At 61.1% G+C, this 23,724-nt stretch carries 20 protein-coding genes; 14 read left to right on the top strand and 6 right to left on the bottom strand.

All coding sequences use genetic code 11. From position 1 onward, the window contains the following. Positions 1 to 25 precede the first annotated feature (25 nt). On the bottom strand, positions 26 to 820 hold the full coding sequence (locus BLX89_RS16975; RefSeq protein WP_075292142.1) for a helix-turn-helix domain-containing protein: 795 nt from the start codon (positions 818 to 820) through the stop codon (positions 26 to 28). 122 nt (positions 821 to 942) lie between these two features. Here BLX89_RS16975 and BLX89_RS16970 point away from each other — a divergent pair, with 122 nt between their 5' ends. Beyond that, positions 943 to 2,532: an ABC transporter substrate-binding protein gene (locus BLX89_RS16970; protein ID WP_075292141.1), complete on the top strand. Its 1,590-nt coding sequence runs from the start codon at positions 943 to 945 to the stop codon at positions 2,530 to 2,532. An 11-nt stretch (positions 2,533 to 2,543) separates the two neighbouring features. Then, positions 2,544 to 4,544 carry a CocE/NonD family hydrolase gene (locus BLX89_RS16965; protein WP_075292140.1) on the top strand — a complete coding sequence of 667 codons (2,001 nt, stop codon included), beginning with the start codon at positions 2,544 to 2,546 and terminating at the stop codon, positions 4,542 to 4,544. Here BLX89_RS16965 and BLX89_RS16960 read toward each other — a convergent pair. After that, the gene (locus tag BLX89_RS16960; RefSeq protein WP_075292139.1) at positions 4,537 to 4,947 is read right to left on the bottom strand and encodes an ACT domain-containing protein; all 411 of its coding nucleotides are present in this window, start codon (positions 4,945 to 4,947) and stop codon (positions 4,537 to 4,539) included. The genes BLX89_RS16965 and BLX89_RS16960 overlap by 8 nt on opposite strands. Positions 4,948 to 5,141: 194 nt before the next feature. On the opposite strand from BLX89_RS16960, the gene msrA reads away from it, so the two are divergent. Then, a complete protein-coding gene (msrA, locus tag BLX89_RS16955; RefSeq protein WP_075292138.1) occupies positions 5,142 to 5,864 on the top strand; it encodes a peptide-methionine (S)-S-oxide reductase MsrA in 723 nt (240 codons plus the stop codon). 5 nt (positions 5,865 to 5,869) lie between these two features. Here the strand turns inward: msrA and BLX89_RS16950 are convergent, their stop codons facing one another. Then, complete coding sequence (locus tag BLX89_RS16950; RefSeq protein WP_075292137.1) at positions 5,870 to 6,781, bottom strand: alpha/beta hydrolase; 912 nt, start codon at positions 6,779 to 6,781, stop codon at positions 5,870 to 5,872. 123 nt (positions 6,782 to 6,904) lie between these two features. Here BLX89_RS16950 and BLX89_RS16945 point away from each other — a divergent pair, with 123 nt between their 5' ends. From BLX89_RS16945 to BLX89_RS16895, 11 genes are all read left to right on the top strand, one after another. Beyond that, positions 6,905 to 7,150 (top strand): type II toxin-antitoxin system ParD family antitoxin, encoded by a 246-nt coding sequence (locus BLX89_RS16945; protein ID WP_075292136.1) that lies wholly within the window; start codon positions 6,905 to 6,907, stop codon positions 7,148 to 7,150. A 13-nt stretch (positions 7,151 to 7,163) separates the two neighbouring features. Then, positions 7,164 to 7,472 carry a type II toxin-antitoxin system RelE/ParE family toxin gene (locus BLX89_RS16940; protein ID WP_075292135.1) on the top strand — a complete coding sequence of 103 codons (309 nt, stop codon included), beginning with the start codon at positions 7,164 to 7,166 and terminating at the stop codon, positions 7,470 to 7,472. 392 nt (positions 7,473 to 7,864) lie between these two features. Continuing rightward, entirely contained in the window at positions 7,865 to 8,776 is a 912-nt protein-coding gene (locus BLX89_RS16935; RefSeq protein WP_075292134.1) for a LysR family transcriptional regulator, read from the top strand. Between the two features lie 158 nt (positions 8,777 to 8,934). After that, positions 8,935 to 10,095, top strand: coding sequence for an ABC transporter substrate-binding protein (locus tag BLX89_RS16930; RefSeq protein ID WP_075292133.1), 1,161 nt, complete (start codon positions 8,935 to 8,937; stop codon positions 10,093 to 10,095). Positions 10,096 to 10,261: 166 nt separating this feature from the next. Next, positions 10,262 to 11,260 carry an ABC transporter ATP-binding protein gene (locus BLX89_RS16925; protein ID WP_075292286.1) on the top strand — a complete coding sequence of 333 codons (999 nt, stop codon included), beginning with the start codon at positions 10,262 to 10,264 and terminating at the stop codon, positions 11,258 to 11,260. Then, positions 11,257 to 12,207, top strand: coding sequence for an ABC transporter permease (locus BLX89_RS16920; RefSeq protein ID WP_075292132.1), 951 nt, complete (start codon positions 11,257 to 11,259; stop codon positions 12,205 to 12,207). Before BLX89_RS16925 ends, BLX89_RS16920 begins: the two co-directional genes overlap by 4 nt. Next, a complete protein-coding gene (locus BLX89_RS16915) occupies positions 12,197 to 13,009 on the top strand; it encodes an ABC transporter permease (RefSeq protein ID WP_075292131.1) in 813 nt (270 codons plus the stop codon). The genes BLX89_RS16920 and BLX89_RS16915 overlap by 11 nt, the downstream gene beginning before the upstream one ends. A 92-nt stretch (positions 13,010 to 13,101) precedes the next feature. Then, positions 13,102 to 14,529 carry a gamma-aminobutyraldehyde dehydrogenase gene (locus tag BLX89_RS16910; RefSeq protein WP_075292130.1) on the top strand — a complete coding sequence of 476 codons (1,428 nt, stop codon included), beginning with the start codon at positions 13,102 to 13,104 and terminating at the stop codon, positions 14,527 to 14,529. A 349-nt stretch (positions 14,530 to 14,878) separates the two neighbouring features. Further along, positions 14,879 to 15,547, top strand: coding sequence for a siderophore-iron reductase FhuF (gene fhuF / locus BLX89_RS16905; RefSeq protein WP_083637601.1), 669 nt, complete (start codon positions 14,879 to 14,881; stop codon positions 15,545 to 15,547). 34 nt (positions 15,548 to 15,581) lie between these two features. Further along, complete coding sequence (locus tag BLX89_RS16900; RefSeq protein ID WP_075292285.1) at positions 15,582 to 16,655, top strand: ABC transporter substrate-binding protein; 1,074 nt, start codon at positions 15,582 to 15,584, stop codon at positions 16,653 to 16,655. Positions 16,656 to 16,756: 101 nt separating this feature from the next. Further along, positions 16,757 to 17,278, top strand: coding sequence for a hypothetical protein (locus BLX89_RS16895; protein ID WP_075292129.1), 522 nt, complete (start codon positions 16,757 to 16,759; stop codon positions 17,276 to 17,278). Between the two features lie 4 nt (positions 17,279 to 17,282). Here the strand turns inward: BLX89_RS16895 and BLX89_RS16890 are convergent, their stop codons facing one another. The 3 genes from BLX89_RS16890 to BLX89_RS16880 form a co-directional block, all read right to left on the bottom strand. Then, complete coding sequence (locus BLX89_RS16890) at positions 17,283 to 18,515, bottom strand: aromatic ring-hydroxylating oxygenase subunit alpha (RefSeq protein ID WP_075292128.1); 1,233 nt, start codon at positions 18,513 to 18,515, stop codon at positions 17,283 to 17,285. Positions 18,516 to 18,711: 196 nt separating this feature from the next. Then, positions 18,712 to 21,162, bottom strand: coding sequence for a GcvT family protein (locus BLX89_RS16885; RefSeq protein ID WP_075292127.1), 2,451 nt, complete (start codon positions 21,160 to 21,162; stop codon positions 18,712 to 18,714). Then, complete coding sequence (locus BLX89_RS16880) at positions 21,159 to 23,609, bottom strand: GcvT family protein (RefSeq protein WP_075292126.1); 2,451 nt, start codon at positions 23,607 to 23,609, stop codon at positions 21,159 to 21,161. Before BLX89_RS16880 ends, BLX89_RS16885 begins: the two co-directional genes overlap by 4 nt. Between the last annotated feature and the right edge of the window lie 115 nt (positions 23,610 to 23,724).

Here is a 23,724-nt window from a genome sequence, read left to right as displayed (position 1 = left end):
AACCATAACACGCCGACCGCCTCCCTCAATAATCGGAAGACAGCGTCAGCACCTCGGCATCGGGCGTTTCCAGAAAATGCCGAACCATCGCCGGCAGTTGCCGCGAGTTCATGGCCAGCACGCCGCAGCGCGACAGCATTTGCCGAAGGTCCGGCTCCTGGCCAATATGCCGCCAGATCATGCGCGAGGCATAGGGCAGGTTTTCCTTGCGCCAGGAGACGCCCATGGTCGTGCCGCGCAAATAGACACGCTGGTGCACCTCGAACGGCAGGAGGATCGTCTGCGACAACATCGGCTGCCGCCCGACGCTGCGCTCGGCAATGAAGATGCGATTGCGCCAGAAGGTGGCGAGCCCGACATATTTGGAAAACTGCACGATCTCGTTGGCCGTGTCGCGAATGCGCTCGATCGACTTTACCCGGATTGAACCATTGTCCTCGAAAATACGCGAGCAGGACGACACGACGAGGCCCGGCCAGGAGGGCGAGATGTGATAGGTCTGGTAATAACCGATATGGCGGCGAAGCGACGCGATATCCCCGGGAAAACCATCCAGCAGCGAACCCGCCTGTAGCCGGTCACGATCCGGCCGCGTCATGCGCGTTTCGAACACCTTCGGCGAAAGCTCGAAATCCTGCGAGGATACGCCGAAGAAGGCGGCGATACGGCCGATATTGTGGGCCGAGGGGCGTGCTTCCCCGCTGATATAGCGATTGAACTGTTGTCGGTTGATGCCGATCTCGCGGCATATCTGCGATATCGAACGCCGCGTTGCGCACGCAAATCGAAGGTTCTGATGAAAGCCGTCGTCATCCCGCATTGCAGGCCCCCTGAAGTTATTGGCATAGCGTAAAATAGCGTCAAGCAGCGTCAAGTCGCGAAATTGTGCATGCGCGTGGTCGGGATAGGTTTTCCGCAACAACATCACAAGGGAACCACCGCATGACCGAGTTCACCAAGCGCCCTGACGGGCTTATCATTCCGAGCAGCATGAACCGCCGCGGCTTCCTCGCCGGCACTGCCGCCCTCGGCCTCACCGCCACCCTTGGCGGCACGATGGCGGCCGGCGAAGCACGCGCCCAGGAGCCGAAGCGCGGCGGCCATTTCAAGATGGGCCTGAAGGGCGGTGCGGCAACGGATGTGCTCGATCCTGCCACCTATAGCGCCTCGGTACTCTTCGTCATCGGCCATCTCTGGGGCGATACGCTGGTCGAGACCGATCCGAAGACCGGTGCCGCCCTGCCCTCGATTGCTACCTCCTGGGAGCCTTCGGCCGACGCCTCGGTCTGGACCTTCAAGATCCGCAACGACATCTCCTTCCACGACGGCAGCAAGATGACGGTTGCCGATATCATCGCGACCCTGAAGCGCCATTCGGATGAAGGCTCGAAATCCGGCGCACTCGGCCTGATGCGCTCGATCAAGACCATCGAGGAAAAAGCCGGCGATCTCGTGCTGACGCTGACAGAAGGCAATGCCGACCTGCCGTTGATGCTGACCGACTATCACCTGATCATCCAGCCGAAGGGCGGCACCGAAAACCCGAACGCCGCCGTCGGCACCGGCCCCTACAAGCTGACAAGCTATGAAGCCGGCGTGCGCGCCACCTTCGAGAAGAATGCCGAAGACTGGCGCTCTGATCGCGGCTTCGTCGATTCGGTCGAGATCATCGTCATGAACGACGCGACCGCCCGTATCGCCGCCCTTTCCTCAGGCCAGGTGCATTTCATCAACAATATCGACCCGAAGACCGTACCGCTTTTGAAGCGGGCGCCGCGGGTGGAAATCCTGCGCAGCTCCGGCAAGGGTTTTTACAGCTTCCTGATGCACTGCGACACCGCGCCGTTCGACAACAACGACCTGCGTCTGGCGCTCAAATATTCGATCGATCGTCAGGCGATCCTCGACCGGGTGCTCGGCGGCTACGGCACGCTTGGCAATGACTATCCGGTCAACAGCAACTATGCGCTGGCCCCTGAAGGCATCGAGCAGCGCGCTTACGACCCCGACAAGGCGGCCTTCCACTTCAAGAAATCCGGCCATGACCGGCCGATCCTGCTGCGCACCTCCGACGCAGCCTTCTCCGGTGCCGTCGATGCGGCCGTGCTTTATCAGGAAAGCGCCAAGGCTGCCGGCATCGAGATCGAGGTGCGCCGCGAACCGGAAGACGGCTACTGGACCAATGTCTGGAACGTCCAGCCCTTCTGCGCCTCCTATTGGGGCGGCCGCCCGACACAGGATTCGCGCTATTCGACGTCCTATCTCTCGACTGCGGAGTGGAACGACACCCACTTCAAGCGCGAGGATTTCGACAAGCTGCTGCTGCAGGCCCGCTCGGAACTGGACGATGCCAAGCGCAAGGAGCTTTACCACACGATGGCTGTCATCGTGCGCGACGAAGGCGGCGTGATCCTGCCGGTGTTCAACGACTACATCATGGCGGCTTCTGCCTCCGTGAAGGGCTTCGTCGATGATATCGGCAACGACATGTCGAACGGCTATATTGGCAGCCGTATCTGGCTCGATGCGTAAGGGTGCATTCCATGACAAAGCGTAATTTCACGGTCATCGAAAACGAATGGATCATGCTGAAGGACGGCACGCGGCTTGCCGCGCGCATCTGGATGCCGGAGGGCGCTGATCAGGCGCCCGTCCCCGCCGTCTTCGAATACCTGCCCTATCGCAAGCGCGATGGAACGTGTCTTCGCGATGAATCGACCTACCCCGTCTTTGCCGAAGCCGGCATTGCCGGCGTTCGCGTCGATATCCGGGGTTCCGGCGAAAGCGACGGCGTCATCGACGGCGAATATACGCCGCGCGAACTGACCGACGGCTACGAGCTGATCGAATGGATCGCCGCTCAGCCGTGGTCGAACGGCAAGGTCGGCATGATGGGCATCTCCTGGGGCGGCTTCAATTGCCTGCAGGTCGCGGCCCTCAAGCCGCCAGCGCTGAAGGCGGTGATCTCCATCGCCTCAACCGTCGATCGCTACAATGACGACATTCACTACAAGAACGGCACCCATCTCTCCGCCCAGCTTTCCTGGGCGGCAACCATGCTCGCCTACCAGTCGCGCGCGCCGGACCCGGCTCTGGTTGGCGACAAGTGGAAACAGATGTGGATGGAGCGGCTGGAAAACGAGCCGTACTTCATGGAGGAATGGCTGGAGCACCAGCGGCGTGACGAATTCTGGAAGCATGGCTCGATCTGCGAAGATTTTGCCGACTTCCCGGTCCCCGCATTGGTAATTGCCGGCTGGGCCGATGGCTATCGCAACACGCCGATCAAGGCGATCGAGGGTCTGGGCGACAAAGCCAAGGCGATGATCGGCCCGTGGGTGCACAAATATCCGCATTTTGCCTGGCCGAAGCCAAGGGCCGATTTCCACGGCGAGGCAATCGCCTGGTGGAACAAGTGGCTGCGTGACGAAGACACCGGCGCCGACAAGCTGCCGCAGATGCGCGCCTATATCCAGGACGGCCCTAAGCCCTCAATCCGTCGTGAATTCGACCCCGGCTTCTGGATCGCCAAGGACGAGTGGCAACAGCCGGAGATGCAGACCTACTACGTCGATCAGTTCGGCGGTCTCGATGAGGGCATGCCGATTGCCGGCGCGACCGGGCAGGATATCTACATCCGCTCACCGCTCGATACCGGTACTGCATCGGGCGAATGGTTCACGCTGAAGCCCGATGCCGAGATGGCCGGCGACCAGCGCGTCGACGACGCCGGCTCGCTCGTCTTCGAAACCGCGCCACTCACAAAAGCGGTGACCGCGCTCGGCCAGCCGGTACTGACGCTCGATGTCGCCTGTGACGACGATTGGGCCAACCTGATCGCTCGCATCGTCGACATCCATCCGGATGGCACGGCAACGCGCGTCACCTTCGGCGTGCTCAACCTCGCCCACCGCGACGGCAATGCCGAACCGAAGGCGATGGAAAAGGGCAAGAAGACGCAGATTCGGCTCGTGCTCGATGCGCTCGGCTACAATTTCCGCGAAGGACATCGCATCCGCCTGTCGCTGTCGACATCCTATTGGCCGATGGTCCTGCCCGCACCGACCGATCCGGGCTTGACCATCGACCGCGCCTCGATCGGGCTCGCCTTGCCGCTGCTCGGCGAGCATCAGCGGATCACCGTGCCAGAGCCGGAAAATCCGGACCCGCTGCCGAAATATATCGATCTCGAGCCCGGCGAGACCGCCCGCAGCGTGCTGCGCGATCTCACCAACGGCGTGACCGATTATACGATCTACGAGGATACCGGCCTCAGCCGCCATCCGGATACGGGGCTTGCGACCCGCCAGATCCGTGATGAGCTCTGGTCGATTGCGAACGGTGATCCGCTGTCGATGACCGGCACCTCGACCTGGACCTGCGACATGCAGCGCGATGATATATCCTTGAGGACGATCACGGTCTCGACCATCGCCTGCACGAAGGAAGAATGGCTGATCTCCGGCTCGATCACGGCCTTCGAAGGCGAAAAGGAAATCTTCGACAAGACCTTCGACAAGCGCATCCCGCGCGACTTCATGTAGAGCTTGAGACTGGCGCTGCTTCCTTCAAGGCCAGCAGCGCCCGTTCCGCATCGCCTGCCGGCACGAAGATGTGATCGTGATGATAGGCAGCCACGACATTGGCGCTGATGCCATGTCGCGTCAGTGCCGCGGAGACGGCAGCCGTCAACCCGACCGCTTCAAGCGCCGAATGGACCGAGAGGGTTATGCAGCGCATCACCGGTCCGAACGCCAGGGCTTCCTTTTGCGCATAGGAACGCTCGACGATCAGCGTCACGCCCTGCTCTTCGCGAAAGATGCACAAGGTCGATGAAAGATGCTTGGCAATGTCTTCCGGCGAGACGCAGCAATAGACATAATCGGCTTCGCGCAAAGCCGGTCGCATCTCGCTCAGCAGCACGTGAAGATCAACTATTGCGGCCATGTCTCTCTCCCGGATTCGGCTCTTGGTCCTGATACATGCAGGTGAAGCCGGCTCGCTGCAACATGGAATCCTCCGTCACGAGCAGCACACGCAATTGCGATTTGACGGTTGATGGGCGTGAGAGGATGCTCCGCTCCATCAAGCGCAGCGGAGAGGAACGCCGCACGCTCCGCCGAGACCTCAGGAGACAACCTATGACCGCCCGAACATCCAGAATTCAGACCAGCCTCCGGCTTGCCACCATCGCCATTCTAGCCGGCATTGCGCTTCAGGGCCTCGGCTCAGTTGCGCTCGCGGCGGAAGAAGCGGTTGTCATCCCCGCGCCGGTCGTGGATGAGGTTTCGACCGCCAGCACTGCGAAGGCCATCTTCGCCGGCGGCTGCTTCTGGGGCGTGCAGGGTGTGTTTCAGCATGTCAAAGGCGTCAAGAACGCAGTATCCGGCTACGCCGGGGGCTCCAAGGAGACGGCCATATATGAAGCCGTAACCTCCGGCACGACCGGCCATGCGGAATCCGTCGAAGTGACCTTTGACCCGAAAACGGTGACCTACGGTCAGTTGCTGCAGATCTTTTTCTCGGTTGCTCACAACCCGACACAGCTGAATTATCAGGGGCCGGACCACGGCACGCAGTATCGCTCGGCGATCTTCACGCTATCGGACGAGCAGAAGAAGGTGGCGGACGCCTACATCGCCCAGCTCGGCAAAGCAGGCTCTTTCCCAGAACCGATCGTGACGCAGGTGTCGGGCTCGACCGAATTTTATCCGGCAGAGGCCTATCATCAGGACTTCATGACGACCAATCCGACCCATCCCTATATCGTCTATAACGATCTGCCGAAGATTGAGAACCTCAAGGCCTTGTTTCCGAATCGCTTTTCGGAACGGCCCGTTCTGGTCGCGAATGCGAAAGGCTGACCAACTCAGGCTTCGACGAGCCTGCTGATGCCATGGCAGAGGGCCGTAAAACCGGCCCTCGCACCCTCGCTCATGAAGCGGGCCCGCAGCCAGGCATGGATCATCTGCGGCTCTTCACGGAACGTGACATTGACGCCGGCTTCGATCAGCCGCGCGGCATAAAGGCGGGCGTCGTCCCGAAGCGGATCAAAGTACGCGGCGGTGATATAGGCCGGCGGCAGTCCGGTGAAATCGGAGACGGCCAGGGGAAAGGCATAGCGATTGTCCTCGGGGGCCCGTAGCACTTCCCTATAATAGGACACATCTGCGGTGGAAAGTCCTGGCGCATGCGCCATTTCAACGTACGAGCCGGAAACAAGGTCGCCGCCAAGACCCGGATAGACCAGCGCTTGTCCAACGATGCCGGAAAGCGCCTCATCCCGAGCCTTCACGGCAATACCCGCCGCCAAATTGCCGCCGGCGCTATCGCCGATCAGGACCAGAGTCCGACCATCGACCAACAAATGCTTGAAAACAGCCCAGCAATCCTCGAACGCCGCTGGCCAGACATGCTCCGGCGCAAGCCGATAGTCGACCGACACCAGCTCTGCCCCGACCGCATCGGAAATCTCCGCACAGATCGCATCATGGCTTTCCAGCGAACCAACCACAAAGCCGCCGCCATGGATGTAGAACAGCCGCGTCTGCGTCCTTACATTCGCGGGGCGGTAGGTGCGGATGTCGATCCGCCCCTCGACGAGACTATCGCGTTTGTTCATTCCAACCGGTGGCGCAGCATCGAACTCCTTGCAGAGCGCATCATACCACTCCCGCTGCCGCGCGATGGGCGCATCGACAGCATCGGCCGGGTAAAACGCTTCGCAACGGGCGTGAAAGGCAAGAATGCCGGGTTCGGTGGGGTGTGGCTTCGAGGTCATTGGCAAGCTCCTTGTTTTGCCAATCTATGCCAAGCTGAGCCTTCGTCTCGCCCAAAAACGACACTCCGGAAGAATGACATTGTCATACAACGGTGCTAGATTGTTAGGGAGGAAAGGAACGTCATGCGCAAGAGCAAACCGATCACCGTTACCCTGGGCAAACAGCACACCATGCTGGAAAAACGCTTGGAAAACGGAACCTATGAATCGGCAAGCGAAGTGGTGCGTGCCGGGTTGCGAGCACTTGAGCGGGAAGAAATCGCCTTTGATGCCATCATGCGCGCCAAGATAAAGCAGGCAATCGACGATCCCCGGCCAGATATTCCAGCCTCCGAAGTGTTCACCAAGCTACGCAAGACCGTACGATAGGGCCTCGTGAACGATGCCGCATACGATCGTGTTTCGTCCTGCGGCAGAAGACGACTTGGCAGGACTTTACGCATATATCGCCCATCAAAGCGGCGATGAGCGCGCAGACCGTTATCTCGCCCGTATCGAGGCGGCATGCATTGCCTTGACGGATTTTCCACATAGAGGTACCCGCCGCGACGATCTGTTTCCGGGTGTGCGTCTTCTCGGCTTCGAGCGCAGGATATCGATCGCATTCATGGTGGATGCCACGACGGTACGCATTCTGCGCATATTCTACGGCGGCCGCGACTTTCCCGAAGAATGGTCCGATACGAATTAGACATCGAGAGCCACAGCGCAAAACAGAAAACCGCACACGCAAACACAACCATTGCGAGCTTTCGCATATCTGCTAACAATGCTGTTCATCGGCCAAAGCAGAGCGCGCCGAGCCAGCTGGCGTCATCCGGGAAGATAGGCCTCTCGGACCGAGGCAACGGCCTTGCCGATGAAAATGGAGGTGATCTATGTGGCCTTTGCCATTTAGCATCACGCTTACTGTACGAAAGACCCGGACGAGCTGGTCAATAGCGGTCCGGGTCCAATTCGACAGATAAGCGAAACGGTGATCGGAGTTAGCGCTCCGGTCACCACTCCAGAAATATAAATCCTACAGCTCCGAATAGCAAGCACCAGCCTTGCCATCCCCCACCCGCCTCGCTTAGCTAGGCCATGGCATTCACTCTCCGGCAATTGCAGTATTTCATCGCCGTCGCCGAGCAGGGCTCGGTGACGCGGGCGGCGCAGAATCTTTCGATATCGCAGTCTTCCATCACCGAGGCCGTGAAGGAGCTTGAAACGGATCTAGGGGTCGAGCTTTTCGAGCGCCATCCGCGCGGGCTGCACATCACCCACAATGGCCATCAGTTCCTGCGCCACGCGACGAAAATCCTTGCCGATGTCTCGGATGCACGACGTTCCTTTTCGCTGGAACAGACATCCCGAAGCGGCGGCAAGCTCAATCTTGGCGTGACATCGCTGGTTGCAGGTTATGTGCTCTCCGACCTGCTCGCGCGTTATCGCCGCGCCTGCCCCGGCGTCGATGTCAGTGCCATCGAGGACAACGGCTCCTATCTTGAGCATCTGCTGATCGGCGGTGAGCTGGATGTGGCCGTCATGGTCATTTCCAACCTGCGCGATCGCATGGCGCTGCAGGCCGAGATCATCGAGACGTCACCCTATCGCCTTTGGCTACCGCTCGGCCACCCGTTGGTGTCGGCCGATATCATCTCCGTTGCCGATATCGCCAAGGAGCCGCTGATCATGCTGACGGTGGATGAAATCGAGGAGAACACCGGCAAGCTACTGAGCGCACTCGGTGCCCGTCCACATGTCGCCTTCCGCACCCGCTCGGTGGAAGCGGTGCGCAGCCTTGTCGCAACCGGGGCCGGCATCGCGCTCCTTCCCGATCTTGTCTATCGCCCGTGGTCGCTGGAAGGCGACCGGATCGAAAGCCGGGACGTCTCCGGCGCGCTGCCCGTGGTGCAGGTCGGCATGGTCTGGCGCAAGGGCTCGGGCCTGCCACAATCGGCAAAGGATTTCATCGGCGTGGCAGAAGCTTTAAGAAGCGGCCGCAATCGTTAGTTGATCGCCGCCACAGCTCACTCTGGCAGAAAAACGATCGATATCGGAAATTCCGATATCACCTTTCTGATTAATGAATTTGCGAATGCGCCAAAATCGAGGCACCTTTTCTCCCGGGAACAATACCGCCAAGAAGCGGACAAACCGGGAGACTGAAAATGAAGCGTGTCCTTCATTCTTGCACTGCGCTTGCCCTCACCCTTGCCATGACTGCCCCTGCCTTTGCCCAGGAACCGCTGAAGGAAATCGGCGCCGGGGAAGGCGAAGTTTCGATCGTCGCCTGGGCCGGTTACATCGAGCGCGGCGAAACCGACAAGAACTACGACTGGGTTACCTCCTTCGAAAAGGAAACCGGCTGCAAGGTCACGGTGAAGACCGCCGCCACCTCCGATGAAATGGTCGCCCTGATGAACGAAGGCGGCTTCGACCTCGTCACCGCATCGGGCGACGCATCGCTGCGCCTCATTGCCGGCAAGCGCGTCCAGCCGATCAACACCGATCTCATTCCAAGTTTCAAGACCGTCGACGAGCGCCTGCAGAGCGCACCATGGAATACCGTCGATGGCGTACATTACGGCACGCCTTATCTCTGGGGCCCGAACGTGCTGATGTACAACACCGAAGCCTTCAAGGGGGAAGCCCCGAAGAGCTGGAACGTCGTCTTCGAAGAAACCACGCTGCCGGACGGCAAGTCGAACAAGGGCCGCATCCAGGCCTATGACGGCCCGATCCATGTCGCCGATGCCGCCCTCTACCTCAAGGCCCACAAGCCGGAACTCGGCATCAAGGACCCCTATGAGCTGAACGAAGACCAGTACAAGGCAGCACTCGATCTCTTGCGCGTCCAGCGCACGCTGGTCGGCCGTTACTGGCATGACGCGATGATCCAGATCGACGACTTCAAGAACGAAGGCGTCGTCGCCTCCGGCTCCTGGCCCTTCCAGGTCAACCTGATGCAGGCCGAAAAGCTGCCGATCGCCTCGACCTTCCCGGAAGAAGGCGTCACCGGCTGGTCGGACACAACCATGCTCCATGCCGAAAGCGCCCACCCGAATTGCGCCTACAAGTGGATGGAGCATTCGCTTTCCGCCAAGGTACAGGGTGATGCCGCCGCCTGGTTCGGTGCCGTTCCTTCCGTTCCCGGCGCCTGCAAGGGCAATGAACTGCTGACGGACGAGGGTTGCCACACCAACGGCTTCGACAACTTCGACAAGATCAGCTTCTGGAAGACCCCGGTCTCCAAGTGCGAAAGCCAGGGCGAGTGCGTACCCTACCACCGTTGGGTTTCCGACTATATCGGAGTGATCGGCGGCCGGTAAGTCCGGCCTCCATTTAAACCTTCAAGAATGCCCCTCACCCTAACCCTCTCCCCGCACGCGGGGAGAGGGAACGACGGAGATTGCCGCTTGTCCCTTCTCCCCGTTCACGGGGAGAAGGTGCCCGACAGGGCGGATGAGGGGCACAAACGCGAATTCCGGAGCCTCCATGACCGCCGCCGTTCTCTTCCAGAAAGTATCCCGCCACTTCGGTAATGTGCGTGCCGTCGATGGTGTCGATCTTTCGATCGCCGAGGGCGAATTCTTTGCCATGCTCGGCCCCTCCGGCTCCGGCAAGACCACGTGCCTCCGCCTCATGGCCGGCTTCGAGCAGCCAACAGACGGTCACATCGAAATCTTCGGCGAAACGGCCGAGGGCGTGCCGCCCTATCGCCGAAACGTCAACACCGTGTTTCAGGATTACGCCCTCTTCCCGCATCTCTCGATCCTCGACAACGTCGCCTACGGCCTGATGGTCAAGGGCGTCGGCCGTGAAGAACGGCGCAAGGCGGCGGAAGATGCGCTCGCCATGGTGAAACTGCCGGGTTACGGCGTGCGCAAGCCGGGGCAGCTTTCCGGTGGCCAGCGCCAGCGCGTGGCGCTCGCCCGGGCGCTCGTCAATCGCCCAAAAGTCCTGCTGCTCGATGAGCCGCTCGGCGCGCTGGACCTGAAGCTGCGCGAGCAGATGCAGGAAGAGCTGAAGAGCCTGCAAAAATCGCTCGGCATCACCTTCGTCTTCGTCACCCACGACCAAGGCGAGGCCCTGTCGATGGCAGATCGCATCGCCGTCTTCAACAACGGCAAGATCCAGCAGCTCGGCACGCCCGAGGATATCTACAAGCGTCCACAGACCCGCTTCGTCGCCGATTTCGTGGGCTCGTCCAACGTCCTCTCTTCCGCCACGCTCGCCAAACTCGGCATTTCCGCTGGGGCCGCGAGCCTGCGCCCTGAAGCGATCCAGATCGGAACCTCGTGGGCAGAATTGCTGACGCTGTCCGGCACGGTCGTCGCCTGCAGCTTCCTCGGCGCGGTCAATCGCATCACCGTCGATTGCGATGGCCAGCGCATCATCATCTCGGCTCCGGCCGCAATGCCCGTGCCTGAACAGGGCGCCAACATCACCCTCGCCTTTTCCCGCAACGACATGCACGTGATGGAGCAAGCATGAGCGCCGTCACCCATCAGTCCATCCTGCCGGAGCGCTCGGGTCTTGCCCGCCGCCTGTCGGATTTCCTCTGGCGGCATCCGCATGTGCTGCTCTTGATCCTGCTCGGCCCGCCGGTCCTCTGGCTCGGCATCATCTATTTGGGGTCGCTGCTGGCGCTGCTCTTGCAGAGCTTCTTCTCGATTGATGATTTCTCCGGGCTCATCAATTACGAGTTCACGCTCGCCACCTACAAACAGCTGCTGATCCCGGCCAATTTCGACATCATCCTGCGCACCGTCGTCATGGCCGCGTTGGTGACGCTCGCCTCCGCCATCATCGCCTTCCCTATTGCCTATTACGCGGCGCGTTATGCCAAGGGCAAATGGAAGGCGATCTTCTATCTCGGCGTCATGCTGCCGCTCTGGTCGAGCTATCTGGTCAAGATCTATGCCTGGAAGCTGATCCTCGCCAAGGAAGGCATCGTCACCTGGGCGCTGACCAAGCTGCACCTGCTCTGGCTGCTCGATGCATGGCTTGCGCTTCCGGTCGTCGGCGGCAACTCGCTGTCGATCAGCTACACCGGCACCTTCATCGTCTTCATCTATGTCTGGATGCCCTTCATGATCCTGCCGATCCAGGCATCGCTGGAGCGGGTTCCCGGCAATCTCATCGAGGCATCAGCCGATCTCGGTGGCAATCCGGCCCAGACCTTCAAGTATGTGCTCTTCCCGCTCGCCCTGCCCGGCATCGTCGCCGGCTCGATCTTCACCTTCTCGCTGACGCTGGGTGACTACATCATCCCGCAGGTCATCGGCTCGTCGCGGCTGTTCATCGGCCAGGCGGTCTATGCCCAGCAGGGCACGGCCGGCAACATTCCGCTCGCCGCCGCCTTCTCCGTCGTCCCGATCGTCATCATGGGCCTCTATCTCTGGATGGCAAAACGCATGGGAGCTTTCGATGCGCTCTGATCGCTCCTCCACTCCGCTGAGCTTGAAAATCGCAGCCGGTGCAGGCCTGCTCTTCCTGCATGTGCCGATCCTGCTCATCTTCCTCTATGCCTTCACGACCGAGGAAAAGAGCTACCAGTTCCCGCCGCCCGGCCTGACGCTGCAATGGTTTGCCGTCACCTGGAACCGGCCGGATGTCTGGGAGGCGCTGCTTCTCTCCATCAAGGTTGCCAGCATCGCGACGGCCATCGCCCTCGTGCTCGGCACGCTCTGCGCCGCCGCCGTCAGCCAGACGCGCTTTTTCGGCCGCGAGGTCATCTCGCTGCTCGTCATCCTGCCGATCGCGCTTCCCGGCATCATCACCGGCATTGCGCTGCGCTCGGCCTTCTCGATGGCGGATATTCCGTTTTCGGTCTGGACCATCGTTCTCGGCCACGCCACCTTCTGCGTCGTGGTCGTCTACAACAATGCCGTCGCCCGCTTCCGCCGCGTCTCCGGTTCGCTGATCGAGGCCTCGATGGATCTCGGCGCCGATGGTTTCCAGACCTTCCGCCACGTCATCCTGCCCAATATCGGCACCGCCCTTCTGGCCGGCGGCATGCTCGCCTTCGCGCTGTCCTTCGATGAGGTCATCGTCACCACCTTCACCGGCGGCCAGCAATCGACCCTGCCGATCTGGATGCTGGAAGAGCTGATCCGCCCGCGCCAGCGCCCCGTTACCAATGTCGTCGCCATGGTGGTCGTGCTCGTCACCTTCCTGCCGATCCTGGCGGCCTATTACCTCACCCGCGAAGGCGACCAGATCGCCGGCGCCGGAAAATGAACAGGGGCGAATGGCGAATAGCGAACAGAGTTCTTAAGACAAATCTATTCGCTACTCGCTACTCGCTCCCCTCAAACCAAGGGAGAAGAACAATGGATACCGAACTCCTGATCGGCTCGCGCTTCGAAGCAGGCACCGAAGCCGAGGAGCATATCCTCAACCCGCGCACCGGCGGCAAGATCATCGATCTGCCGGAAGCATCCTACAGCCAGATCGAGGCGGCGGTTGCGGCGGCCGAAAAAGCCTTTGACAGCTGGGCGGCAACGACGCCGGCCGAACGCTCCGGCTATCTCCTGAAGATCGCCGACGCTATCGAAAGCGAAGTCGATGCCTTCGCGGCCTTGGAAGCGCTCAACTGCGGCAAGCCGATCAATGCCGTGCGCAATGACGAACTGCCGGCCATTGTCGACTGCTGGCGCTTCTTCGCCGGCGCCATCCGCTCCATGCACGCGCCGGTCGCGGGCGAATATCTTGCCGGCCATACCTCGATGATCCGCCGTGATCCGGTCGGCATCATCGGTTCGATCGCGCCGTGGAACTACCCGCTGATGATGATGGCCTGGAAGCTGGCACCGGCGATTGCCGGCGGCAACACCGTTGTCTTCAAACCCTCCGAACAGACGCCGCTGACGGCACTGAAGATGGCGAAGCTGCTCGCCGGCATCCTCCCGGAAGGCGTCGTCAACATCATCCTCGGCCGCGGCGAAACTGTCGGCAACGCGCTGATCAACCATCCGAAGATCGGTATGGTCTCGATCACCGGCGATATCGCCACCGGCAAGAAGGTGCTGACCGCCGCCGCCAAGACCGTCAAGCGCACCCATCTGGAACTCGGCGGCAAGGCTCCGGTCATCGTCTATGACGACGCCGATATCGACGCCGTCGTTTCCGGCATCCGCACCTTCGGTTACTACAATGCCGGTCAGGACTGCACCGCCGCCTGCCGCATCTATGCGCAGGACGGCATCTACGAGAAGCTGGTCGCCGACCTCTCCTCCGCCGTCTCGACCATCAAGTACAATCAGGCCGACGACACCGAAAACGAGATCGGCCCGCTGATCTCCAAGCGTCAGCGCGACCGTGTAGCGAGCTTCGTCGAGCGCGCCACCGAGCAGAAGCATATCGAAATCGCCACCGGCGGCGCACTCGGCAGCACGGACGGCTTCTACTTCCAGCCGACCGTCGTTGCCGGCGCGACCCAGGACGACGAGATCGTACGCCGCGAGGTCTTCGGCCCGGTCGTATCCGTCACCCGATTTAAGGAAGATGGCGAAGCCGTCCGCTGGGCGAACGACAGCGACTATGGCTTGGCCTCGTCCGTCTGGACCAAGGATATTTCGAAGGCGATGAAGGCGGCCTCCCGCCTGCAATACGGCTGCACCTGGATCAACACCCACTTCATGCTGACCAACGAGATGCCCCATGGCGGCGTCAAGCAGTCGGGCTACGGCAAGGATATGTCTATCTACGCGCTGGAAGACTACACCGCCGTCCGCCACATCATGATCAATCACGGTTGATTCGGGTTATCCCTTCCCCCCGCCCGCGGGGAGAAGGTGCCCGAAGGGCGGATGAGGGGCGCAAATTTCGGCCTTCTCAAGGATGAAAGTTCTGCCCCTCACCTTAGCCCTCTCCTCGCACGCCGGGAGAGGGAACGATCCAGCTAGACCAGAAACGAAACGGATTGATTTTCGCCCGTAATTCTTGATAAGGGAATTCATCTTTATCTTGAAAGAACGGTGCTCCGCGTTTGCCGTTCGAACCGGTGACCCTTTGAGCATAACCTCTCAGCATGAAACGAAAGCCGCATTCGGGCCTTCGAGCCTGAAGACGGTTTTCGCCGGTGAGCACGCCTGGTGCGGCGAGAAGATGATGCTCGCTGGTGACCTGGATGGTGCGACCACTCTCGCCGAGTTCTTTGCCTCGGATGCGTTTTCAAAAGCGTTGGATACTTACGCGGCCGGGAAAAATGGCGCCGACCGGCGGGCCGTCGCCTCCATGTGGTCGCTCTATTATTTCTCGGCGCTCACCATCCCCTATATCGTCGCGCGCCGCTTCCATCAGGAACTCTCCGTCGACATGAATGCCATGTCGATCGCGCTTGGCGAGGATGGATTGCCGCGCGCCTTTGGCCTTGCAGACGAAGGTGCGTGGAGCGAAGCGAGCGACGACGATCTCCTGTCCTTCGTTGCTCCTCTCGTGCGCGATCATCTGACCCCGATCGTGCAGGAGCTCAAGAACCAGGGCGGGCTGGCACCCCGCCTCGCCTGGAACAATGCCGCCGTCTATATCGACTACGCCTTCAATGCCACGGCGCAGGGCAAGGCCTCCGAGGCCGGCAACTGGGCGTCGCGCGCCCTTTTTGAAGAACAGTTCCTGCCGGATGGCACGCTCAATCCCTTCCGCGGCTGCCTGCGCCATGAAACCGATGGCGAGCAGACGATCTGTCGACGCAAGGTCTGCTGCCTGCGTTACATGCTGCCGGGCATCCCCAGCTGTGGCGAACTCTGCGCCCTTCCCGAACAAAGAAAGCAGTAAATTGATCCGTTTCCTCGTTGTTTTTGCCGCCCTGATGGTTGGGCTCGTTTCGCCGTCTGTCGCGCAGGAACGCTGGCCGATGACGATCACGGATTCGCTCGGCCGCAGCGTCACCATCAAGGCAAAGCCGAAGGCCGTGCTTCTGGGCAGCGGCTTCAATCTGGTGGCACTGTCGCTGATCCATCCCGATCCGGTGAGCATCCTTGCCGGCTGGTCCGGGGACATGAAGGGCGACAATCCGGAAATCTACAAGGATTTCGTCGCCAAGTTTCCGAGGCTGGCAGATGTGCCGCTGATCGGCAATGGTACGGGTGACGGGCTTTCGATGGAGACGATTCTGACATTGAATGCCGATCTCGCCATCCTCGCCAACTGGCAGGCGGATACCGAACTCGGCAAGCGCGCCATCGAATATATGGAAAGCATCGACCTGCCGGTCGTGGTCGTGGATTTCAACAGCGATGCGCTCAAGAATACCCCCGGAAACATGCGCCTGCTCGGCCAGATTCTGGAGCGCGATGAGCAGGCCAATGCCTTTGCCAATTTCTACGAGGCGCATCTGAAGACCATCACGGACCGGGTGGCCGCCCATCCTGAGCCCGGCCCGACGGTGGTGATGGATGCCTTCCCGAACCCGGATCGCTGCTGCTACGCCTATGGCGTCGGCGGGCTCGGCGCGTTCATCGCCATCACCGGCAGCCGGAACATCGCCAACAAGAACCTGCCGCCGCAGGGCGGCACCGTCAGCAGCGAATTCCTGATCGCCGCCGACCCGGAAGTCTATATTGCCACGGCCTCGCCGGGCGGCACCTATAGCAGCTTCTCGATTGGCCCCGGCGTTGACCCGGAAGAAGCCCGCAGCACGCTGGAAGCGGCTGTGAAAAACCCGTTGCTTGCCAACCTCAAGGGTGTGCGCGAGGGTCGTGTGCATGGCCTCTGGAACTTCTTCAATGCCGTACCGCTCAATATCCTCGCAGCCGAGGCCTTCGCCCACTGGCTGCGTCCGGACATCTTCGGCGACATCGATCCGGATGCGAGCCTGAAGGAAATCAACGCACGCTTTGCCGCCGTGCCTTTTCGCGGCGCCTACTGGATCAGCCTGAAGTAAAATCTGGTCTCCAGGCTGCGAATGAAGTTCTCGCTTTATAGCGACGCGCACAGCTTCCCTCGCAGCGTCCGGCTTCCTATATTGGCCTGGGAGGCTTTTGAATGATCTGGATAATTCCCGCGCTGGCGGCCATATTGATCGTCTATTTCGCCATGCGTTCGTCGCGGTTCCGCCGCTTCGCCGAACCTGTTCTGAGCGTGCTGGTGGCAATCGGTCTTTGCGTCGCTTTCGTGGTCTGGCTGACGGACGACAACCGCAAGCCCGCCGCGGAACCGTCAACCGCCGCGCGACCGGCCCCGCCCATCACGCCGGATCAGATTGTGGTCGAAACCATTGGCTTCGAGCGCAATGGTACCGACCTGAGTTTTCGCGCGACGGGTACCGTGCGCAACACGAGCGGCGCTTTTCTGGAGTATTTCAGGCTGACGGCCATCCTCGAAGATTGCGCCGAGACCCCATGCCGCCTGGTCGGCGAGGATACCGCGCTGATCCTTGCCCGTGTTCCGCCGGGCGAAAGTCAGGCGATCAGCACCTTCTTCACCTTCCCCAACCGCCTCGGCGCCACGCCACGCACGCCGCGCTGGACAACGCGGATCGACAGCGTTTCGGGGCGTAATCTCTGAAGCCTTAGACCGGCCGGCTGATCTCGTCGAGATACCAATTGATGTAACGCAGTTCGTTCTGCTCCATCGGCGCGATCGGGCCAGGCACGAAGAAATTCGAGCGCACGCCGCGCGAGGTATGCTCTATGATCGCCTTGTCCTCGTCGGTAGTGACGGTCCAGAGCCATTTCAGCTTTTCGAGGTCGTAGTCCCGGCCCTCTTCGGCCTCGCCATTGACGAGCCAGATCAGTTCCATCTCGCAAGCTTCCGGCCCCTTCGGCACGAAACGGTAGATCATGCCGTGGTCGGGATAGCAGACGAGAAAGGACGTGCCACCGAGATGCACCGAGGTCACGCCGCCGTCGAATTCGGTGAAGCGGCCCATCAGCGTGCTGAGCGGCGAGCCGTCCTGGCTGCCGGTCTTCACTCCGTCATAGAGCGCATAGCGGAAGGCGTGGATGGTTTCCTTGCCGTTTGCCGATGTCTGCCAGTGATCGCCGGAACCGACCTCGATGCCGAGTGCACAGGTGCGCTCTTCCATCGCCGCATTCAGCGCCTCGATCATGTGCAGCGGCTGTTCCAGCGCGTGGGTCTGCGAATACTCAGGGTGCGCCGGGCCGCAATGGTAGCACTCGACATAGTTTTCGACGGCGAGCTTCCAGTTGGCATCGACCGGATAGGACTGGCGATAGGCGACCTTGGCATCGGCCCAGCCATATTGGCCGCAGGTGGCATGCAGCAAGTTTTCCACTTCGGAGAAATCGAGCGGCGTTTCGGCGAAGCAGATGAAGATCAGCCCTTCGACGACGCGGACATGCAGCTTCTTCAGGCCATGATCCTCGCGCTTGAAATCCTTCGGCATCAGCCGCGCGGCCTTCAGCGCGCCGTCATTGCCGTAGGTCCAAGCGTGATAGGGACAGACGAACATGCGGGCATTGCCCTTGTCCTTGGTGCAGACTTCCGCGCCGCGATGGCGACAGACGTTCAGCATCGCATGGATCGAGCCATCGGCATGGCGGGTGACGATCACCTGCTCGGAGGCCATGCGGAAGACTTCGAAGTCGTTGACCTTGGGGATCACGGTCTCATGGGCGACGCAGTGCCAATGGCGATAGAACACCCGCTCCAGATCGCGGGCGTAGATCTCCGGATCGACGTAGAATGGCCGGGTGAGGCCGTGGCCGGGCTTGTGGGCGGCGATCAGCTGGTCGATGCGGTCGCCCTTGGTGCTGTCTTTCAAAAATTCTGGCGCGAGCATGTGACGTCTCCAAGATTTGACCGGAAAATCCGCGTTCCGGCGCGCGCATTCTTTTGTGGCGGGGTTGCCCCTCACCCTAGCCCTCTCCCCGCTCGCGGGGAGAGGGGACGACGGAGCTCGCCGCTTGTCCCTTCTCCCCGTGTACGGGGAGAAGGTGCCCGGCAGGGCGGATGAGGGGCTGTCCCTCCCCTCTGGACTAAGCCCTCACCCGCTCAGCCTTCGGATCGTACATCGGCGCCAGCGAGGCCTCCGCTTTCACCCGCACACCGGCAATTTCGATCTCGTAATCCGACCCCAGCACATCCGCCTCGCTCTCGTCGGCGCAGGGCACGTAGCCCATGCCGATCGCGCCGCCGAGGAAGTGGCCGTAATTGCCTGACGTGATGGTCGAGACGATCTTGCCATCGCGCACCAGTGCCTCGTTGTGGAAGAGCAGCGGTTCGGGATCGGAAAGCTTGAACTGCACCATGCGCCGCTTCAGCCCCTGCTCCTGCTTCCGCAACACAGCGTCGCGGCCAAGAAAATCGCCCTTCTTCGTGCGCACGGCAAAGCCGAGGCCGGCTTCGAGCACATGATCCTCATCGGTGATGTCATGGCCGAAATGGCGGAAGGCCTTTTCGATGCGGCAGCTATCGAGCGTGTGCAGGCCGCAGAGCTTCAGGCCGACATCCGCCCCCGCCTCTTCCAAAGCTTCGAACACATGCGCCGTCTGGTCGGTGGAGACATAAAGCTCCCACCCGAGCTCCCCGACATAGGTGACCCGGTGGGCGCGGGCGAGGCCCATGCCGATTTCGATTTCCCGCGCAGTCGCAAAGGGATGATGCGCATTGGAAAAGTCGTTCGGGCTCACCTTCTGCATCAGCTCGCGCGATTTCGGCCCCATGACGCAGAGCACACTTTCGGCCGCCGTGACATCGGTGATGACGACGAACTCGTCGCGCAAGTGCTTGCGCAGCCAGGCGAGGTCACGCTGCAATGTCGCGCCGGGCACCACGAGGAAGAACGCCGTCTCCGAAAGCCGCGTCACCGTCAGGTCGCTCTCGATTCCGCCGCGGGCATTCAGCATCTGGGTGTAGACGATCTTGCCCGGCGCAACATCCATCTGGTTGGCGCAAAGCCGTTGCAGGAACGCCAGCGCATCGCGGCCCTCGACGCGGATCTTGCCGAAAGACGTCATGTCGAAGAGGCCAACGCCAGTGCGGACAGCGAGGTGCTCCTCTTTCTGGTTTTCGAACCAGTTCTGCCGCTTCCAGCTGTAGCGATATTCCCGCTCCTGGCCCTCTTTCGCAAACCAGTTGGCGCGCTCCCAGCCCGCCACTTCGCCGAACACCGCGCCCCGCGCCTTCAAGTGTTCATGCAGCGGCGAACGGCGCACGCCGCGGGCCGTCGCCATCTGGCGATATGGGAAGTGATCGGCGTAAAGCAGGCCGAGCGTTTCGGAGACACGATCCTTGAGATAGGCCCGGTTCTTCTGGAACGGCTGGGCGCGGCGGATATCGACTTCCCAGAGATCGAACGGTGCTTCGCCATCGTTCATCCACTGCGCCAACGCCATGCCCGCCCCGCCGGAGGAGACGATGCCGATGGAATTGTAACCGGCGGCGACCCAATAGCCCTTCAGCTCCGGCGCTTCGCCGAGATAGTAGCGATCGTCAGGGGTGAAACTTTCCGGGCCGTTGAAGAAAGTGTGAATACCGGCGGTTTCCAGCATCGGCATACGGTTGATGGCGTTTTCGAGGATCGGCTGGAAGTGATCGAAATCCTCCGGCAGCTGGTCAAAGCAGAAATCCTCGCGGATGCCCTCCATGCCCCAGGGCTTAGCCTTCAGCTCGAAGGCGCCGATCAGCATCTTGCCGGCATCTTCCTTGTAATAGGTGCACTCGTCCGGCACCCGCAGGACCGGCAGTCGCTGAAGGTTCGGGATCGGCTCGGTGACGATGTAAAAGTGCTCGCAGGCATGCAGCGGCAGGGTGACGCCAGACATATCCGCTAGCGTACGGCCCCACATGCCCGCGGCATTGACGACGTTTTCCGTCTCGATGGTGAAGGTCTCGCCGTTCTGCTCGCAGGTGACGCCGGTCACACGGCCGTCCTTGGTGACGACGGATGTCACCTTGACGTTTTCGAGGATTGTCGCGCCGTTCTGCCGCGCGCCCTTGGCGAGCGCCATGGCGATGTTGGCCGGATCGCACTGTCCATCGAGCGGCAGGTGGACAGCGGCCTTCACATCCGCCGTGTTGAGGTGAGGATACATGCCCTTCACCTCATCGACGGTGATCTCGCGCACATCGACGCCAAAGGCGCGGGCGAGCGAGGCCTGACGATAAATCTCTTGCCTGCGCTCTTCCGTCAGCGCCACGGTCATCGAGCCGCATTGGCGCATGCCGGTGCCGATGCCGGTTTCGGCCTCGAGCTTGGTGTAGAGATCGGCGGAATATTTGGCGAGCCGCGTCATGTTCTGCGACGCCCTCAGCTGGCCGATCAGACCGGCCGCATGCCATGTGGTGCCGGATGTCAGCTGCTTGCGCTCCAAGAGCACCACATCCGTCCAGCCGAGCTTCGCCAGATGATAGGCGACGGAACAGCCTGAAACACCGCCGCCAATGATGACGGCGCGGGCTTTGGATGGGATCGGCTTGGCACTCATGCACGCAGTCTTTCATTGTTGGGGTCGAACAGCGGACCATCCGGCTGGACAGTCGCCTTGAAACGGTCGCCGTAGATTTCGACCTCAATTTCCGTGCCGGGTGCCGTGAGATCGGTGCGGAGCATGCCGAGCGCGATGGACTTGCCGACGCGGTAACCCCAGTTGCCCGATGTCGTCTCGCCGACAACTTTGCCATCGTGCCAGAGCGTCGACATATAGGGCGCATCGCATTCGCCGGCCTCGACCGTCAGCGTCACGAAGCGCTTGGAAACACCCTGCTGTTTCTCGCGCTCCAGAGCCGCCTTGCCCTTGAACTCCGGTTTCGTCCAATCGACGAAACGCTCAAGCCCGCCCTGCAGGATGGTGTAGTCGGTCGAAAGATCTCCCTTCCACGCGCGGTAGCCCTTCTCGATGCGCAGGCTGTCCAGCGCCTCCATGCCGAAGGGTTTCAGGCCATGTTTCTGCCCGGCCGTCCAGACAGCATCGAAGATGACGCCGGTGTCGTCGATCTTCGTATGGATTTCCCAGCCCAGTTCACCTGCAAAAGACACGCGCACGAGTTGGCACCAGCGGCCGGCGATCTGGCAGCTCTGGTGGGTCAGCCAGCCCTTTTGCAGATCGGCATCCGAGACCTCAGCGAGGATGTCGCGGGACTTCGGACCGGAGAGTATCTGGCAGGAAAACGCCTCGGTCACGTCATCGATGGTGAAGGCGGCGCCGTCAGGCAGATGCTTCTTCAACCACTCGAAATCATGCCACTGCGCCGTTGCGGCGGTGATGAGGAAGAAGAAATCCTCATCCAGCATCATGACGGACATTTCCGTAACGATGCGGCCCTTGTCGTCGGAGAAGTAGGCAAGGCCGATACGGCCCGGCTTCGGAACCTTGCCGGTGATGAGGGAAGAGAGCCATGCCGTCGCTCCCTCACCCTTCACGCGGTAGCGCGAAAACCCCGGCAGATCGAGAATGCCGGCGGCCTCGGTGACAGCGCGGCATTCCTCCTCGATGCGCGGCCGCCATGGCCCTTCGCGGTTCCAGGTCTGGGTGGATTCTTCCGAAAGATCGTCGCCCGGCTTGGCATACCAGTTGGCGCGCTCCCAGCCGTTATAGGGTTTGAACTGCGAACCTAGTGCCTTGATGCGATCGTGGATCGGCGAGAGTTTCTGGTCGCGTCCGGCCGGCCATGCATGCTTCGGAAAGTGCATCGCATATTCATGGCCATAGATTTCCATGCCCTTGGCGATGCAATAATCCTTGTCCGCGGCGAAGGACGTATAGCGGCGCGGATCGCAGGACCACATATCCCACTCCGTTTCGCCTTCCGTCACCCACTCCGCCAGCACCTTGCCGGCGCCGCCGGCCTGACAGATGCCGAAGGTGAAGACGCAGGCCTCATAGGCATTCGGCACGCCCGGCATCGGCCCGATCAGCGGGTTGCCATCCGGCGCATAGGGGATCGGGCCGTTGATCATGCGCGACAGGCCGGCCGTGCCGAGGATCGGCACGCGCTCGACGGCATCGTTCAGATACCATTCGAGCCGGTCGAGATCGTCGGGGAACAACTGGAACGAGAAATCGTCCGGCATCGGATCATCCGGCGTCACCCAATGCGCCTTGCAATTGCGCTCATAGGGGCCGAGGTTCATGCCGGTCTTTTCCTGTCGCAGATAATAGGAACTATCGACGTCACGCAGAAGCGGCAGCTTGTGGCCGACTTCCTTCGACCAAGCCGCCAGTTCGGGGATTTCCTCGAAGAGAATGTACTGATGGCTCATCACCATCATCGGCACATCGCGGCCGAACCATTTTCCGACTTCGCGGGCGTAATAACCGGCGGCGTTGACCACCTTCTCGCAACGGATTTCGCCCTGTGGCGTCGAGATCACCCATTCCTCCCCCTCCCGGCGCGCGCCGGTGGCGGGACAGAAGCGGAAGATTTTCGCACCCATGTCACGCGCACCCTTGGCGAGCGCCTGGGTCAGCTGCGCCGGATCGATGTCGCCGTCATAGGGGTCGTAGAGCGCGCCTGTCAGCTCATGGGTTTCGAGGAAGGGATATTTGCCGCGCATCTCGTCCGGCGACAGGATATCGAGGTCCATGCCCTGATAGCGGCCCATGCCGACGACGCGCTTGAACTCCTGCAGCCGCTCCTTCGAATGACCAAGACGAATCGAGCCGGTTACGTGGTAGTTCATGGGATAATCGACGCGCTGCCCAAGCTCGCGATAGAGCGAGGCGGAATAGCGCTGCATGTTCATGATCGACCATGAAGACGAGAAGGTCGGCACGTTGCCGGCCGCATGCCAGGTGGAACCGGCCGTCAGCTCGTTCTTTTCCAGAAGCACGCAATCCGTCCATCCGGACTTCGCCAGATGATAGAGCGCGGAAGCGCCGACCGCGCCTCCCCCGATGATGACGACGCGAGCTTGAGACGGCAATTGCGACATGTCTGTTCCCTTATTTTGGGAGAAGTTTTGGCGATGAAAGGCATCAGCATCAAGCGGTGGGATTTCGCTTTATTGATCGAAGAATTCGATTAGATTGTTGGGGAGTGCCCGTCAT

This window comes from Pararhizobium arenae (genome assembly GCF_001931685.1).
Classification (GTDB): Bacteria; Pseudomonadota; Alphaproteobacteria; order Rhizobiales; family Rhizobiaceae; genus Pararhizobium; species Pararhizobium arenae.
Note: the sequence above shows the minus strand (reverse complement) of the source record. Positions and strands in the feature narration are given on the sequence as shown.